The organism is Mesorhizobium sp. URHB0026 (assembly GCF_054059755.1).
On the sequence record NZ_JBSSCN010000001.1, the window covers coordinates 4,468,855 to 4,483,169 of the forward strand.

A 14,315-nucleotide genomic window follows, 5' to 3' on the forward strand; every position below is an offset into this window, starting at 1 on the left:
GCACCAGAATTTACTTCTGCCAGCTCTTCACCAGTTCGTCGTAGTTGATGGTGATCGGCTTGTCCTTCTCCTTCTCGAGCTTCAGCTGAGGCGCCAGATTGCCGCTCTTAACCGCATCGGCGTTCCAGTAGGCAAGGTCATGCTCCTCGGCCATCTTCGGTCCGATGTCGCCCTGGACACCGGATTTCTCGATACGTGCCATCACTTTTTCCTGATCGGCGCAGAGCGAATCCATGGCTTCCTGCGGTGTCTTGGCACCAGACGATGCGTCACCGATGTTCTGCCACCAGAGCTGCGCCAGCTTCGGATAGTCCGGCACGTTGGTACCGGTCGGCGTCCACTGCACACGGGCAGGCGAGCGATAGAACTCGATCAGACCGCCGAGCTTCGGCGCACGTTCGGTGAAGCTCTTGTCATGGATGGTGGAGTCGCGAATGAAGGTCAGGCCAACCTGACTCTTCTTCACATCGACGGTCTTCGAGGTGACGAACTGGGCATAAAGCCAGGCGGCCTTGGCGCGGTCGGTCGGCGTCGACTTCATCAGAGTCCAGGAGCCGACGTCCTGATAGCCGAGCTTCATGCCGTCCTTCCAGTAGGAGCCGTGCGGAGACGGCGCCATGCGCCACTTCGGCGTACCGTCGTCGTTCATGACCGGCAGGCCGGGCTTGACCATGTCGGCGGTGAACGCTGTGTACCAGAAGATCTGCTGGGCGACATTGCCTTGCGACGGCACGGGGCCGGACTCGGAGAAGGTCATGCCCTGGGCTTCCGGCGGCGCATAGGCCTTCAGCCAATCGAGATACTTCTGGATGGCATAAACCGATGCTGGTCCATTGGTGTCGCCGCCGCGCGCGGTGCACGAGCCGACAGGCCGTGAATTCGCATCGACCTTGATACCCCATTCGTCGACCGGCACGCCGTTCGGCAGGCCCTTGTCGCCATTGCCGGCCATCGACAGCCAGGCGTCGGTGAACCGCCAGCCGAGCGACGGATCCTTCTTGCCGTAGTCCATGTGGCCATAGACTTTCTTGCCGTTGACGTCGCGGCCAGTGAAGAATTCGGCGATGTCCTCATAGGCCGACCAGTTGACCGGCACGCCGAGATCGTAGCCGTACTTGGCCTTGAAATCGGCCTTGTTCTTCTCATCGTTGAACCAGTCGTAGCGGAACCAGTAGAGGTTCGCGAACTGCTGGTCGGGCAGTTGGTAGAGCTTCTTGTCTGGCGCGGTGGTGAACTTCGTGCCGACGAAATCGTCGACGTCGAGCATCGGATCGGTAACGTCCTTGCCTTCGCCCGCCATCCAGTCGGTCAGGTTGCGCACCTGCTGGTAACGCCAGTGGGTGCCGATCAGATCGGAATCGTTGACCCAGCCGTCATAGATGTTCTGGCCGGTTTGCATCTGGGTCTGGATCTTCTCGACGACGTCGCCTTCCTGAATGACGTCATGCGTGACCTTGATGCCGGTGATGGCGGTAAAGGCCGGCGCCAGCACCTGAGACTCGTACTGGTGGGTGGTCAAGGTTTCAGACACGACTTTGATTTCCATGCCGGCGAAGGGCTTGGCCGCGTCGATGAACCACTGCATTTGCTTTTCCTGGTCGGCGCGGGAAAGCGTCGAGAGCGGGCCTATCTCCTTGTCGAGAAAGGCTTTTGCTTCATCCATCCCGGCATAGGCATTACCGGCCCCGAGCAATAGGACAAGGGCCGTCGTCGATGTTAAAAATTGCCGTCGCATGTGTTCCTCCACAGTTAAAATGTTTCAAGTACGATCTGGAGCGGCCACCGGCACGCGACCGCTCCAACAGTTTCCCCCTCTATACGTAGCGGAACACGCCGATGGCGTAGACCACGGAGAGAGCGAGAGCCCACCACAGGTTGGGTCCGACTAGACCCAGCCAAGCGAGATGGATAAAGGCGCTGCCGAGCAGCGACAGGAAAAGACGATCGCCGCGCGTCGTCTCGAAGCGTAGGATGCCGACGCGCGGATTGCCGCCCGGCGAGGCGTATTCCCAGACGCCCATGCCAAGCAAAAGCAGCGCTATGACGGTGAAGAACGCGGCCGTCGGCCAGGTCCATGCCATCCAGGAGAAGTCGAGGTTCATGTTACACCCTCCCCAGGGCAAAGCCCTTGGCGATATAATTTCGCACGAACCAGATGACGAGCGCGCCGGGGATCAGCGTCAGCACGCCGGCGGCGGCGAGCAGGCCCCAATCCATGCCCGAGGCCGATACCGTACGCGTCATGGTGGCGGCGATCGGCTTGGCGTCGGTGGTGGTCAGCGTGCGTGCGATCAGCAATTCGACCCACGAGAACATGAAGCAGAAGAAGCAGGCCACACCGATGCCGCTCGCGATCAGCGGCATGAAGATCTTTACGAAGAAGCGCGGGAAGGAATAGCCGTCGATATAGGCGGTCTCGTCGATCTCCTTCGGCACGCCCGACATGAAGCCCTCGAGAATCCACACCGCCAGCGGAACGTTGAACAGGCAATGCGCCAGCGCCACGGCGATATGCGTGTCGATCAGCCCGAAGGCCGAGTAGAGTTGGAAGAACGGCAGTGCGAACACCGCCGGCGGCGCCATGCGGTTGGTCAGCAGCCAGAAGAACAGATGCTTGTCGCCAAGGAAGCGGTAGCGCGAAAAGGCATAGGCCGCGGGCAGCGCCACCGATACCGAAATCACCATGTTCATGACAACATAGGTGATCGAGTTGACGTAACCGGAGTACCAGGCCTTCTCGGTGAAGATGGTGACGTAGTTGGCGATTGTCGGCGTGTGCGGGTAGAGCGTCATCGAGTTGACGATCTCGGCATTGGTCTTGAAGCTCATATTGATGAGCCAGTAGATCGGCAGCAAAAGTACGATGATGTAGAGCGTCGGCACGATCCACCACCAGCGTGATTCCTCGCCGCGCCGGCGCATGCGCCTGTCGAGATCGCTCTGCGACAGCGTACCGGCCAGACTTTCCGAGGCGGTCCGGTTCATCACATTGCGCTCGGTTCGTTCATTGGCGCCAGCCATTTCAGCGCTCCGCGTCGTAATTGGTCATCACGGTGTAGAACACCCATGACAACAACAGGATGATGAGGAAGTAGACCAGCGACATGGCGGCCGCCGGGCCAAGGTCGAACTGGCCGAGCGCCGTCTTGACGAGGTCGATCGACAGGAAGGTCGTCGAGTTGCCCGGCCCGCCGCCGGTGACGACGAACGGTTCGGTGTAGATCATGAAACTGTCCATGAAGCGCAGCAGCACGGCGATCAAAAGCACGCGCTGCATTTTCGGCAGCTGGATATAGCGGAATACCGCCCAGCGCGAGGCCCCGTCGATCTTTGCCGCCTGGTAGAAGGCATCGGGGATCGAGACCAGGCCGGCGTAGCAGAGCAGCACGACAAGGCTGGTCCAGTGCCAGACATCCATGACGATGATCGTCACCCAGGCATCGAACGGATCCTGCACGTAATTGTAGTCGATCCCGAGCGCGTTGAGGTAATATCCCAACAGCCCTATGTCGTTGCGACCGAACACCTGCCAGATGGTGCCGACGACGTTCCACGGGATCAGCAGCGGCAGCGACATCAGCACCAGGCAGACCGGCACGCCCCAGCCCTTCTTCGGCATGTTGAGCGCGATGAAGATGCCGAGCGGCACCTCGATTGCCAGGATGATGAAGGAAAAGATCAGGTTGCGGACCATCGCTTCCCAGAAGCGGCTGGATGAAAGCAGTTCCTCGAACCATTCGGTGCCGGCCCAGGTGAAGACATTGTTGCCGAACGTGTCCTGCACCGAATAGTTCACGACCGTCATCAGCGGGATGACGGCGGTGAAGGCTACCAGCACCAGCACCGGCAGCACGAGGAACCAGGCCTTGTTGTTCCAGGTCTTGTCCATCTATGCCCCCATCTCGACACGCCAGGAATCGGCATAGATGTTGATGCCGGCCGGATCGAACCGCACCTTCGGTTCGGCCGGCACCGTCTCGTCCTCGCCGATCACCGCCGCGATCTCCCGGCCCTCGAGCTTGGCACGCACCACCTTGTGGCGGCCGACATCCTCGACCTTGGTGATTGAAACAGCCATGCCGTCGCGGCCGAGTCGAACATATTCCGGACGAATGCCAAGCTCGACGGCGCCGGGGGGCGCCTTCGGCGCGCCCGGCAGTTCGATACGCTGCGAGCCGAGGGTCGCCGTCTTGCCGTCGATCGCCACAGGCATGACGTTCATGCCCGGCGAGCCGATGAAATAACCGACAAAAGTATGGCGCGGCCGCTCGAACAGCTCTGCCGGCGTGCCGATCTGCACGATGCCGCCATCATACATGACCACGACCTGGTCGGCGAAGGTCAGCGCCTCGGTCTGGTCGTGCGTGACATAGACCATCGTGTAGCCGAAGCGGCGATGCAGCTGTTTCAATTGCGAGCGCAGCACCCATTTCATGTGCGGGTCGATGACGGTCAGCGGTTCGTCGAACAGGATGGCGTTCACGTCCGAGCGCACCAGCCCACGGCCGAGCGAGATCTTCTGCTTCTGGTCGGCGGTCAGGCCCCTGGCCTTCTTCTTCGCCCAGGAAGCGAGGTCGATCATCTCCAGCGTCTCGCGAACCTTGCGGTCGACATCTGCCTCCGGCACGCCGCGATTGCGCAGCGGGAACGCCAGATTGTCGTAGACGGTCATGGTGTCGTAGATCACCGGGAACTGGAACACCTGCGCGATATTGCGTTCCTGCGTCGACAGATTGGTCACGTCCCTGCCGTTGAACAGCAACTGGCCGTGCGAGGGATGCAGCAGGCCCGAAATGATGTTGAGCAGCGTGGTCTTGCCGCAGCCGGACGGTCCGAGCAGCGCATAGGCACCACCATCCTCGAAAGTGTGATGCACTTCGCGCAGCGCGAAATCGGCATCCTTGCGCGGGTTCGGCAGATAGGAATGCCTGACATGGTTGACGTCGATACGCGCCATATCGTCCTCCTACGCCGCCAGCTTCGCCGCGGTCACGGCGCGGCCGTGCTCGTCGAAGACCATGATGTGACGCGGATCGATGAACACTTCGACCACCGCGTCTGTCTCGAAATCCCTGATGCCGTGGGTCAACATCACCCAGCGCACATCGGCAAAGTCGAGATGGATGAAGCTTTCGGATCCGGTGATTTCCGTGATGGTGACCTTCGCCCGCACCGGCACCGCGGAGGCATCGGGCCGGTCGAGCGAAAGATGGTGCGGCTGGAAGCCGACCGTATAGTTCGCATCGGCGATGCCGACGAGGTCAGCGGGCACCGGCAGCTTGACGCCGCCCTCAAGCAGAAAATCCGCCCCCTTCTTGGCCAGCACGATGGTGTTGAGCGGCGGATCGGCGAAGGTCCTCGCCGTCACCAGGTCGACCGGTTTGCGGAATACGTCGATGGTCGGCCCGAACTGGGTGATGCGGCCTTCCGACAGTGTTGCCGTATTGCCGCCGAGCAGCAGGGCCTCATGCGGCTCGGTGGTGGCATAGACGAAGATGGTGCCGGCGGCCGCAAATATCCTCGGCAGTTCGGCTCGCAACTCCTCGCGTAATTTGTAGTCGAGATTTGCAAGCGGTTCGTCGAGCAGCACAAGGCTGGCATTCTTGACGATGGCGCGCGCCAGCGCGGTGCGCTGCTGCTGCCCGCCCGACAGACTGAGCGGCGTGCGGTCGAGATAAGGGGTCAGTTTGAGGAGTGCCGCCGCTTCGCGCACCTGGCTGTCGATCTTGCCCTGCTCGACGCCGGCCACCTTGAGGGGTGAGGCGATGTTGTCATAGACCGTCATCGCCGGATAATTGATGAACTGCTGGTAGACCATGGCGATCTTGCGCTTCTGCACAGGCGTGCCGGTGACATTCCGGCCGTCGAACCAGACCGAGCCGGAGGTCGGCACATCGAGGCCGGCCATCAGCCGCATCAGGCTGGTCTTGCCCGAAAGCGTGGGCCCAAGCAAAACGTTGAGCGAGCCGTGCTGAAGCGTCAGCGATACGTCCCGGATGTGCTCGACCGCACCGACCGTCTTGGTGACGTTCCTCAGTTCCAGCATGACGCCTCCTCCCAGGCTTTCCGCATCAGCTCAAAACCCTCTTCATTCGGCGGCCGCGACGTGCTGCCGGCTTATGCCGCGCATGAATTCATCGAGTGCCGCGACCTGCTCGCGGTTAAGATGCAGGCCGCGCTTGGTCCGCCGCCACAGCACGTCTTCCGCCGTGACAGCCCATTCGTTTTCAACGAGATAGCGCACCTCGGCCTCGTGGAGATCGCCACCGAAATTGCGGCCGAGATCGGCAATCGACTTGGCCAAGCCAAGCAGCATCTGCGCGCGCGTGCCGTAGAGTCTCGTCAGCCGGCGCGCCAAGCGCTGGTCGAGGAAAGGATAGGCGCTTTTCAGCTTCGCCACCTGCGCATCGAAACCCGTGGCAGGAAAATCGCCGCCCGGCAGCGGCGCATCTGATGTCCACGGCTTGCCGCGCTTGCCGAGAAAACCTTCGATCTTCTCCAGCATCGATTCCGACAGCCGGCGGTAGGTGGTGATCTTGCCGCCAAACGCGTTGACCAGCGGCGCGGCGCCCTCGCCTCCATCCGCCTTCAGCACATAGTCACGTGTCGCTTCCTGCGCCTTGGAGGCGCCGTCGTCGTAGAGCGGACGCACGGCCGAATAGGTCCAGACGATGTCGGAACGCTTGACGGGAACCGCGAAATATTCGCTGGCCGCGGCACAGAGATAGTCGATCTCGGTGTCGCTGATCTTCACATCATGCGGATCGCCGGGATAGTCCTGGTCGGTGGTGCCGATCAGCGTGAACTCGTCCTCGTAGGGGATGGCGAAGATGATGCGGCCATCCTTGTTCTGGAAGAAATAGGCGCGCGGGTCGTCGAACTTCTTGGCGATGACGATGTGGCTGCCCTGCACGAGGCGGACATTGTGCACGTCGTTGAGGCCGACAACGCCGGACAGCACGTGGTCGACCCAAGGACCCGCCGCATTGACCAGCAACCGTGCTTTGACCTCTTCGGTCTCACCGGTCTGTAGGTCCTCGATCTTTATCGCCCAGATTCCGCCCTCGCGGCGCGCTCCAACCACTTTGGTGCGAGTGCGGATCGTTGCGCCCCGGTCAGCGGCGTCACGTGCATTCAGCGCCACCAGCCGCGCATCGTTGACCCAGCCATCCGAATATTCGAAAGCCTTTTTGAACAGCGGCTTCAAAGGCTTACCTGCCGGATCGCTTGCCATGTCGAGCGTCCTGGTCGCTGGCAGCAACTTGCGCCCGCCGATGTGGTCGTAGAGGAAAAGGCCGAGCCGGATCAGCCAGGCCGGGCGCAGACCCTTGGCATAGGGCAGCACGAAGCGCATCGGCCAGATTATGTGCGGAGCGTTCTTCCACAGAACCTCACGCTCCATCAGCGCCTCGCGCACCAGGCGGAATTCATAAAATTCGAGATAGCGCAACCCGCCATGTATCAGCTTGGTCGAACCGGATGAGGTTCCGCTGGCGAGATCGTTCATTTCGGCGAGAAAGACCGAGAACCCGCGTCCCACGGCATCACGGGCGATGCCGCAGCCGTTGATGCCGCCACCTATGACGAAAATGTCCTGGACTGAAGATGTGTCCACCTAACTCCTCCACGATTTCGCATTGCACCATTTTTGCTCTTATGCGAAACCGTGGAGGGATTATTTCGAACTCATAACGAATGTCAAACGAAATATCGCGCGCCTTTGAGAAGACCGTGAATTGCGTCAGCCAAGCGACGTCTCGATGAGCTGAACCTCGGCCTCCTGGCAGATCTTGCGCACGGACGGGATGTCGCAGCGATCAGTGATGAAGGTGTTGACCTGCGACAGATGGCCGATACGCACAGGCGCCGTGCGTTCGAACTTGGTCTGGTCGGAAACCAGAATGACGTGCCTGGCATTGGCGATGATCGCTTGCGCCACCTTCACCTCGCGGAAATCAAAATCGAGCAGCGCCCCATCATGATCGATAGCCGAGGCGCCGATGACAGCGTAGTCGACCTTGAACTGCCTAATGAAATCGACCGCCGCCTCGCCGACAACACCCCCGTCGGAGCCGCGCACCACTCCGCCCGCAATCACCACCTCGATCGAGGGATAGACGCGCATCCTATTGGCAACATTGATGTTATTGGTGATGACCATCAGGCCGTCATGATCGAGTAGCGCCTTGCTGACTGCCTCTGTCGTGGTGCCGATGTTGATGAACAGCGAGGCGTTGTCGGGAATCAACCTGGCCGCCGCGCGGCCTATCGCTTCCTTCTCGTCGGCCGCGATCTTGCGCCTGGCTTCATACTCCATGTTCTCGATACCAGACGGGAACAAGGCCCCCCCATGGACGCGCGAAAGCAGCCGCTGGTCGCACAAATCGTTGAGGTCCTTGCGTATGGTCTGCGGCGTCACGTTGAAATGCGTAGCCAGGTCATCAACCAGCACGCGGCCGTTGTCCTTGGCCATCTGGATGATCTCGGCATGGCGCGGCGACAGATACATAAGGCAAGCTCCCGTTTTCGTTTTTCTTGCTTATAATAGAAAACGAAACCGATGAAAAGGTGCAAGCCGGCTAACGAAATCTGATGATTGTACGGGTGAACCCTCCGCGCGACCTTCATGCCGTCTTTTCAGGCCGTGGCACGCGCAATTTCGGTAATGGCGGTGAAAGCGGCATCGACGTCTCCCGCCGTCGCGTCGAACTGGCCGACCTGGAAGCGGATCGCCACCTTCCCATCGACCTTCGTTTGCGTCAGGTAGATGCGGCCATCATCGTTGATCGCGTTGACGAGCCGCAGATTGTGCTCGTCGGCATCGGCGGCCGAGGCAGCCTTGTGCCGGAACGAAAACAGCGACAGCATCGGCTCGGTGACGATCTCGAAATCCACCTCCCTTGCCAGCCGTGCGGCAAGGCCCTCGCTCCAGGCGACATGGTTGCGAATCATGGTTCGCAGGTTTTCCAGTCCATGCGCGCGCAACAGAAACCAAAGCTTCAGCGCCCGGAAGCGCCGACCAAGCGGCACCGACCATTCGGAATAGTTGATGATGCCGTCGCGGCCGTGTGTCTTGAGGAATTCGGGCTTGATGGCCAGCGTGCGAACGAGGTCCTCGGGCCGGCGAATGAACTGCATCGAGCAGTCGAATTGCGCGCCCAGCCATTTGTGGGGGTTGAAGACGATGGAATCCGCCAGCTCGGCGCCAGCCCAAAAATGCCGGTACTCCGGACAGATCATCGCCGACCCGGCCCAGGCGGCATCGACATGCAGGTAGAGCCCATGCCGACCGGCGACCGCCGCAACGGCTGCAATATCGTCCGTGCCCCCGGTGCTGGTGCCGCCCACGCTGGCGATGATGCCGGCGGGCAACATGCCGGCCGCGCGGTCGGCGACGATTGCCGCGTCGAGTGCGGTCGCATCCATGGCGCGAAAACGGCCGGCGACCGGAATGCGCACGAGATTGTCCTCGCCTATGCCTGACACCCAGATCGCCCGATCGATCGAAGTGTGCACCTGGTCGGAGGAATAGATGCGCAACCGCCCCTGCCCGGCCAATCCTTTTTTGTTGCCTTGCCAGTCCAGCGCCCGCTCGCGCATGGTCAATACCGCGTTGAGTGTCGCCGACGAGGCCGAATCCTGGATAACGCCGGAGAATCCTTCCGGCAGGCCGAGCGCCTGGCGCATCCAGTCGACGGTCCGCATTTCAAGCTCGGTCGCCGCCGGCGAGGTCTGCCAGAGCATGCATTGCGCTGCCATCGCCGACACCAGATATTCAGCCACCACCGAGACCGGCGCCGCGTTGGCCGGGAAATAGGCGAAGAAGCGCGGGTGCTGCCAATGCGTCATTCCCGGCACGATCTTCTCTTGGAAATCGGCGAAAATCCTGTCCATCGACTCCGCGTCTTCGGGCGGCGACGCCTCGATGCTCCTGTAAATGTCGCCCGGCTCGATCAGCGGCCGCACCGGCCGCTCACGCAAATTGTTGCGGTAGTCGGCGCCCCAATCGGCGGCGCGTTGCGACCATTGCCGGAAATCGTCATTGTTCATCTTGTCCTCCCGACATGATCATTCGCTGCCGGTGGTAGCCCCCCGGCTCCTCAAGATCGGATATTAATCACCACGTGAAACATTTGAAGTCGCCGACGGGCGGCGAGATTTGCGGACTAGCCAGGAAAATCCGGCAGGCTGGCGAAGGCCGTCTTCAGCGCATTCGACCATCCATCGGAGATCGTGCGGTAATACTGGTCGTCCTGGCCGATCCGCTTTTTAAGGCCGACCTGAAAGGCGTCCTGCTCCAGGAAAAGCAGATCGAGCGGCAGGCCGACCGACAGGTTCGACTTCAGCGTCGAATCGAACGACACCAGAAGCAGTTTCACCGTCTCGGCCAGGCTCATCGTCTTTTCGTAGGCGCGAATGATGATCGGCTTGCCGTACTTGGTCTCTCCGATCTGGAAGAACGGCGTGTCCTCGGTCGACTCGATGAAATTGCCTTCGGGGTAGATCATGAACAGGCGTGGCGGGCTGCCCTTGATCTGCCCGCCGAGGATGAAGGAGGCATTGAAATAGGAATCTGCCTTCTCGCCGGCGGGCGACGATTGCGCGATCACTTCCTTCACCGTGTCGCCGAGCAGCCGCACCGTCTGATACATGGATGGCGTCTCGAGCAGCTTCTCATGGCGGTCGGTCACCGCCTTGGTGCGTTCGTCGAGCAGACTGACCACGGCCTGTGTGGTCGCCAGGTTGCCGGCCGACATCAGCACGATGACGCGCTCGCCCGGCTGTTCCCAGACATGCATCTTCTTGAAGGTCGAGATCGAATCCATGCCGGCATTGGTACGCGTGTCCGACATGAACACGAGTCCGCGATCGATCTTGAGGCCGACACAATAGGTCATGGAATCTCTTAAGGCGGTAATCCCTGGGGGATTACTGCTCTACCGTGACGGTGACCGCAAGCAGTTCTTCCGCCTGTCCCAGTCGAATTCCCGACACCGGCGAAGCGTCACGGTAGTCGCGACCGGTGGCCACCTTCACATAACGTTCGTCGGGAGAAATACCGTTGGCGGGATCGAAGGCAACCCAGCCGAGGCCCGCGACATGCGCTTCGGCCCACGCGTGGCTTGCCGCCTGCTCCACCGCATCCATCATCAGATAGCCGCTGACATAGCGGGCCGGAAATCCCATGGCGCGCGCGGCGGCGGCAAAGATGTGGCTATGGTCCTGGCAGACTCCGGTTTTCAGTACCAAAGCTTCCTCGGCCGAGGTCGTCGCATTGGTTGTTCCCGGCGTGTAGGCGACGCGCTCGCCAATGGCGGCCATCAGCCGGTGCAGCCTGTCAAGGTCGGTGCCCTTGCCGACTGCCTCGGTAAGATCACGGATGCCGCCGCCTATGGTGGTCAAAGCGGTCTCCTGCGCGAACAACCAGAGTGGCGCGAAGCCTTGATGAGGCCCGCAAACACCCGATGTATCGCGCGTCACCACCTCGCCCGACGCTTCGACAGTGATGAAGTCGTGGTCACCCTCGACGCTCAACAGCCTGTTGTCGTTGCCGTAATGGTCGGTAAATCGCACTTCCTCGCGCGCACCCTCGACCTTCAGCGCCCAGGACAGCACGGTCTGAGTCGGCCCGCTCACCGGAAGCAGCCGCAGCCTCTGGAGCAAATACTGCACCGGTGCATCGTAGCGGTATTCGGTCCGGTGCGTGATTTTCAGCCGCATGGCCATCTTCCGTTCGCGTGCACGATCTCTAGCGAAAAACGATATCCACTTCCCGGCATCATGCTCAATTAAACCTGTAATCCTGCGCGATCTCGTCGCCGAGCTTGGTGTTGTCGCGAATGAACCCTGCCAGGAACTCGTGCAGTCCGGCGTCGAATATGTCCTTGATCGATCCTGCTTGCAGCATTGCCTGCGTCTTTTCCGCCGTCGCATGGCAGGCATGGCGCTCGCCATAGTCGTCACCCAGGAACTTCAGATGCTCTGCAAGGAAGCGATAGCAGAAGGTCAGCGATCGCGGCATGCGGACGTTGAGGATCAGGTAGTCGGCGATGTTGGTCGGCTTGTAGTCGGCATCATAAACCCAGCGATACGAGCGATGCGCCGACACCGAGCGCAGGATCGATTCCCACTGGTAGTTGTCGAGCGTCGAGCCGACCCAGGAGATCGACGGCAACAGCACGTAGTATTTCACGTCGAGGATGCGCGCGGTGTTGTCGGCGCGCTCGACATAGGTGCCGAGCTGCGAGAAATCGAAGATCTCGTTGCGCAGCATGGTGCCGTAAAACGAGCCGCGGATCAGCGCGGTCTCGCGCTTGATCGCGTCGAGCACATTGGGCAGGTCGCGCTCGTCGATCGGCCGCGCCAGCATCCGTTTCAGCGCCATCCAGGCTTCGTTGATGCTCTCCCACGTCTCGCGCGTCAACGCGGTGCGCACCATGCGCGCATTGTTGCGGGCAGTCTCGATCGACGACATCGTGCTCGATGGGTTCGACGTGTCGCGCAAGAGGAAATCAGAGACGTTGGCCGCGGTATAGTCCGGGTATTTCTGCTTGAAGGTGATGTCGGAGCCGGCGCTGAGCAGCACCGAATTCCACTCCTCCGACGCGCTCTGGGTGCGGGTGAGCGCCATGCGCAACCCGGCGTCGACCAGCCGCGCCATGTTTTCCGCCCGCTCGATATAGCGGTTCATCCAGTAGAGCCCGTTCGCGGTGCGGCCGAGAAGCATGTGAGGCCCTTCGGGCTAGTGAATAAGGAATAGTGAATAGGAAGTAGAAAGCGATTGAATCCCAATGGAATGTGGCATTTCTTTCCCTCTGCTTCACTACTGACTACTGACTACTGACTACTGACTACCGACTACTGACTCAGCTCAATCATCCAGTACCCAGGTATCTTTCGTCCCGCCGCCCTGGGATGAGTTCACTACCAGTGAGCCTTCCTTCAGCGCGACGCGCGTCAGCCCGCCGGGCACGATCTGGATGCGATCCGAGACGAGTACGTAGGGCCTGAGATCGACGTGGCGCGGCGCCAGCCCCTTTTCAGTCAGGATCGGACAGGTCGAGAGCGCGAGCGTCGGCTGGGCGATGTAATTAGACGGTTTGGCCTGCAGCTTCTTGGCGAAATCCTGACATTCCATCTTGGTCGCCGCCGGGCCGACCAGCATGCCGTAGCCGCCGGAACCATGCACTTCCTTGATGACCAGTTCGTGGATGTGCTCGAGCACATATTTCAGGCTGTCCGGCTCCGAACAGCGCCAGGTCGGGATATTGCCGAGGATCGCCTTGCGGCCGGTGTAGAACTCGACGATCTCCGGCATATACGAATAGATCGCCTTGTCGTCGGCTATACCCGTGCCAGGCGCATTGGCGATGGTGATATTGCCGGCTCGGTAGACGTCCATGATGCCGGGTATGCCAAGCGCTGAATCCGGCCTGAAGGTCAGCGGATCGAGGAAAGAATCGTCGACGCGGCGGTAAAGCACGTCGATCTGCTTGTAGCCTTCAGTGGTGCGCATCGCGACATGGCCGTCGACGACGCGCAGGTCCTGGCCCTCCACAAGCTGCACACCCATCTGGTCGGCAAGGAAAGCGTGTTCGAAATAGGCGGAATTGAAACTGCCCGGCGTCAGCACCGCGATGGTCGGGGCACCCTTGGTGTTCTGCGGCCGCACGGCCGCCAGCGACTGGCGCAGCAGCTGCGGGTAGTTCTCCACTGGCCGCACCTTGATCTTCTGGAACAGCTCGGGGAACAGCTGCATCATCGTTTCACGGTTCTCCAGCATGTAGGAGACACCGGACGGCGTGCGCGCATTGTCTTCCAGAACGTAGAACTCGTCCTCGCTGATGCGAACGATGTCGACGCCGATAATGTGGGTATAGACGCCGGCCGGCGGCCGCACGCCGATCATCTCCGGGAGGAAGGCCTCGTTCCTGGCGATGAGATCCCTTGGAACGCGGCCGGCGCGCAGGATTTCCTGGCGATGGTAGATGTCGTCGAGGAAGGCGTTCAGCGCCTGTACGCGCTGCTCGATGCCTTGCGTCAGGCGCCGCCACTCATTGCCGGAAATGATGCGAGGGACGATGTCGAAAGGGATCAGCCGTTCGGAGGCTTCCTGTTCGCCATAGACGGCGAAGGTAATGCCCGTCTTGCGAAAAACGCGTTCGGCGTCCTGCATCTTCTCGGTAAGCCGGGCTGGATCCTGCTCCTTCAGCCAGTGATCGTAAGCCGAATACGGTCTTCTCAATCCGGAGACTTCCGGAAGCATTTCATCGAACGCTGCCAATCGCATACTCCCCTGTGAGGCCATTTCACTG

Annotated in this window: 13 protein-coding genes; all 13 read right to left on the reverse strand. The window is 60.8% G+C overall.

Features of this window, described 5'->3' with window-relative positions:
• Positions 1–10 precede the first annotated feature (10 nt).
• Positions 11–1,735, reverse strand: coding sequence for an ABC transporter substrate-binding protein (locus tag ACVWWD_RS22035; protein ID WP_023795213.1), 1,725 nt, complete (start codon positions 1,733–1,735; stop codon positions 11–13).
• A gap of 79 nt (positions 1,736–1,814) precedes the next feature.
• Complete coding sequence (locus tag ACVWWD_RS22040; RefSeq protein WP_023773856.1) at positions 1,815–2,102, reverse strand: DUF2160 domain-containing protein; 288 nt, start codon at positions 2,100–2,102, stop codon at positions 1,815–1,817.
• Position 2,103: 1 nt separating this feature from the next.
• Positions 2,104–2,922 (reverse strand): ABC transporter permease subunit, encoded by an 819-nt coding sequence (locus ACVWWD_RS22045; RefSeq protein ID WP_435054003.1) that lies wholly within the window; start codon positions 2,920–2,922, stop codon positions 2,104–2,106.
• A gap of 100 nt (positions 2,923–3,022) precedes the next feature.
• Positions 3,023–3,889: a carbohydrate ABC transporter permease gene (locus tag ACVWWD_RS22050; RefSeq protein WP_015317735.1), complete on the reverse strand. Its 867-nt coding sequence runs from the start codon at positions 3,887–3,889 to the stop codon at positions 3,023–3,025.
• Positions 3,890–4,957 carry an ABC transporter ATP-binding protein gene (locus ACVWWD_RS22055; protein ID WP_023795215.1) on the reverse strand — a complete coding sequence of 356 codons (1,068 nt, stop codon included), beginning with the start codon at positions 4,955–4,957 and terminating at the stop codon, positions 3,890–3,892.
• A 9-nt stretch (positions 4,958–4,966) separates the two neighbouring features.
• Entirely contained in the window at positions 4,967–6,046 is a 1,080-nt protein-coding gene (locus tag ACVWWD_RS22060; protein ID WP_352549379.1) for an ABC transporter ATP-binding protein, read from the reverse strand.
• Between the two features lie 42 nt (positions 6,047–6,088).
• Entirely contained in the window at positions 6,089–7,615 is a 1,527-nt protein-coding gene (glpD, locus tag ACVWWD_RS22065) for a glycerol-3-phosphate dehydrogenase (protein ID WP_352685968.1), read from the reverse strand.
• Positions 7,616–7,741: 126 nt separating this feature from the next.
• On the reverse strand, positions 7,742–8,509 hold the full coding sequence (locus ACVWWD_RS22070; protein WP_023773861.1) for a DeoR/GlpR family DNA-binding transcription regulator: 768 nt from the start codon (positions 8,507–8,509) through the stop codon (positions 7,742–7,744).
• Positions 8,510–8,637: 128 nt separating this feature from the next.
• Positions 8,638–10,050, reverse strand: a complete 1,413-nt coding sequence (locus tag ACVWWD_RS22075; protein WP_352549375.1) for a pyridoxal phosphate-dependent decarboxylase family protein — start codon at positions 10,048–10,050, stop codon at positions 8,638–8,640.
• A gap of 116 nt (positions 10,051–10,166) precedes the next feature.
• On the reverse strand, positions 10,167–10,898 hold the full coding sequence (locus ACVWWD_RS22080; protein WP_023773863.1) for a peptidase: 732 nt from the start codon (positions 10,896–10,898) through the stop codon (positions 10,167–10,169).
• Between the two features lie 31 nt (positions 10,899–10,929).
• Positions 10,930–11,721: a transglutaminase family protein gene (locus tag ACVWWD_RS22085; protein WP_023773864.1), complete on the reverse strand. Its 792-nt coding sequence runs from the start codon at positions 11,719–11,721 to the stop codon at positions 10,930–10,932.
• Between the two features lie 64 nt (positions 11,722–11,785).
• Entirely contained in the window at positions 11,786–12,727 is a 942-nt protein-coding gene (locus tag ACVWWD_RS22090) for an alpha-E domain-containing protein (RefSeq protein ID WP_352549372.1), read from the reverse strand.
• Positions 12,728–12,871: 144 nt separating this feature from the next.
• Complete coding sequence (locus tag ACVWWD_RS22095; protein ID WP_023773866.1) at positions 12,872–14,284, reverse strand: circularly permuted type 2 ATP-grasp protein; 1,413 nt, start codon at positions 14,282–14,284, stop codon at positions 12,872–12,874.
• Positions 14,285–14,315 lie beyond the last annotated feature (31 nt).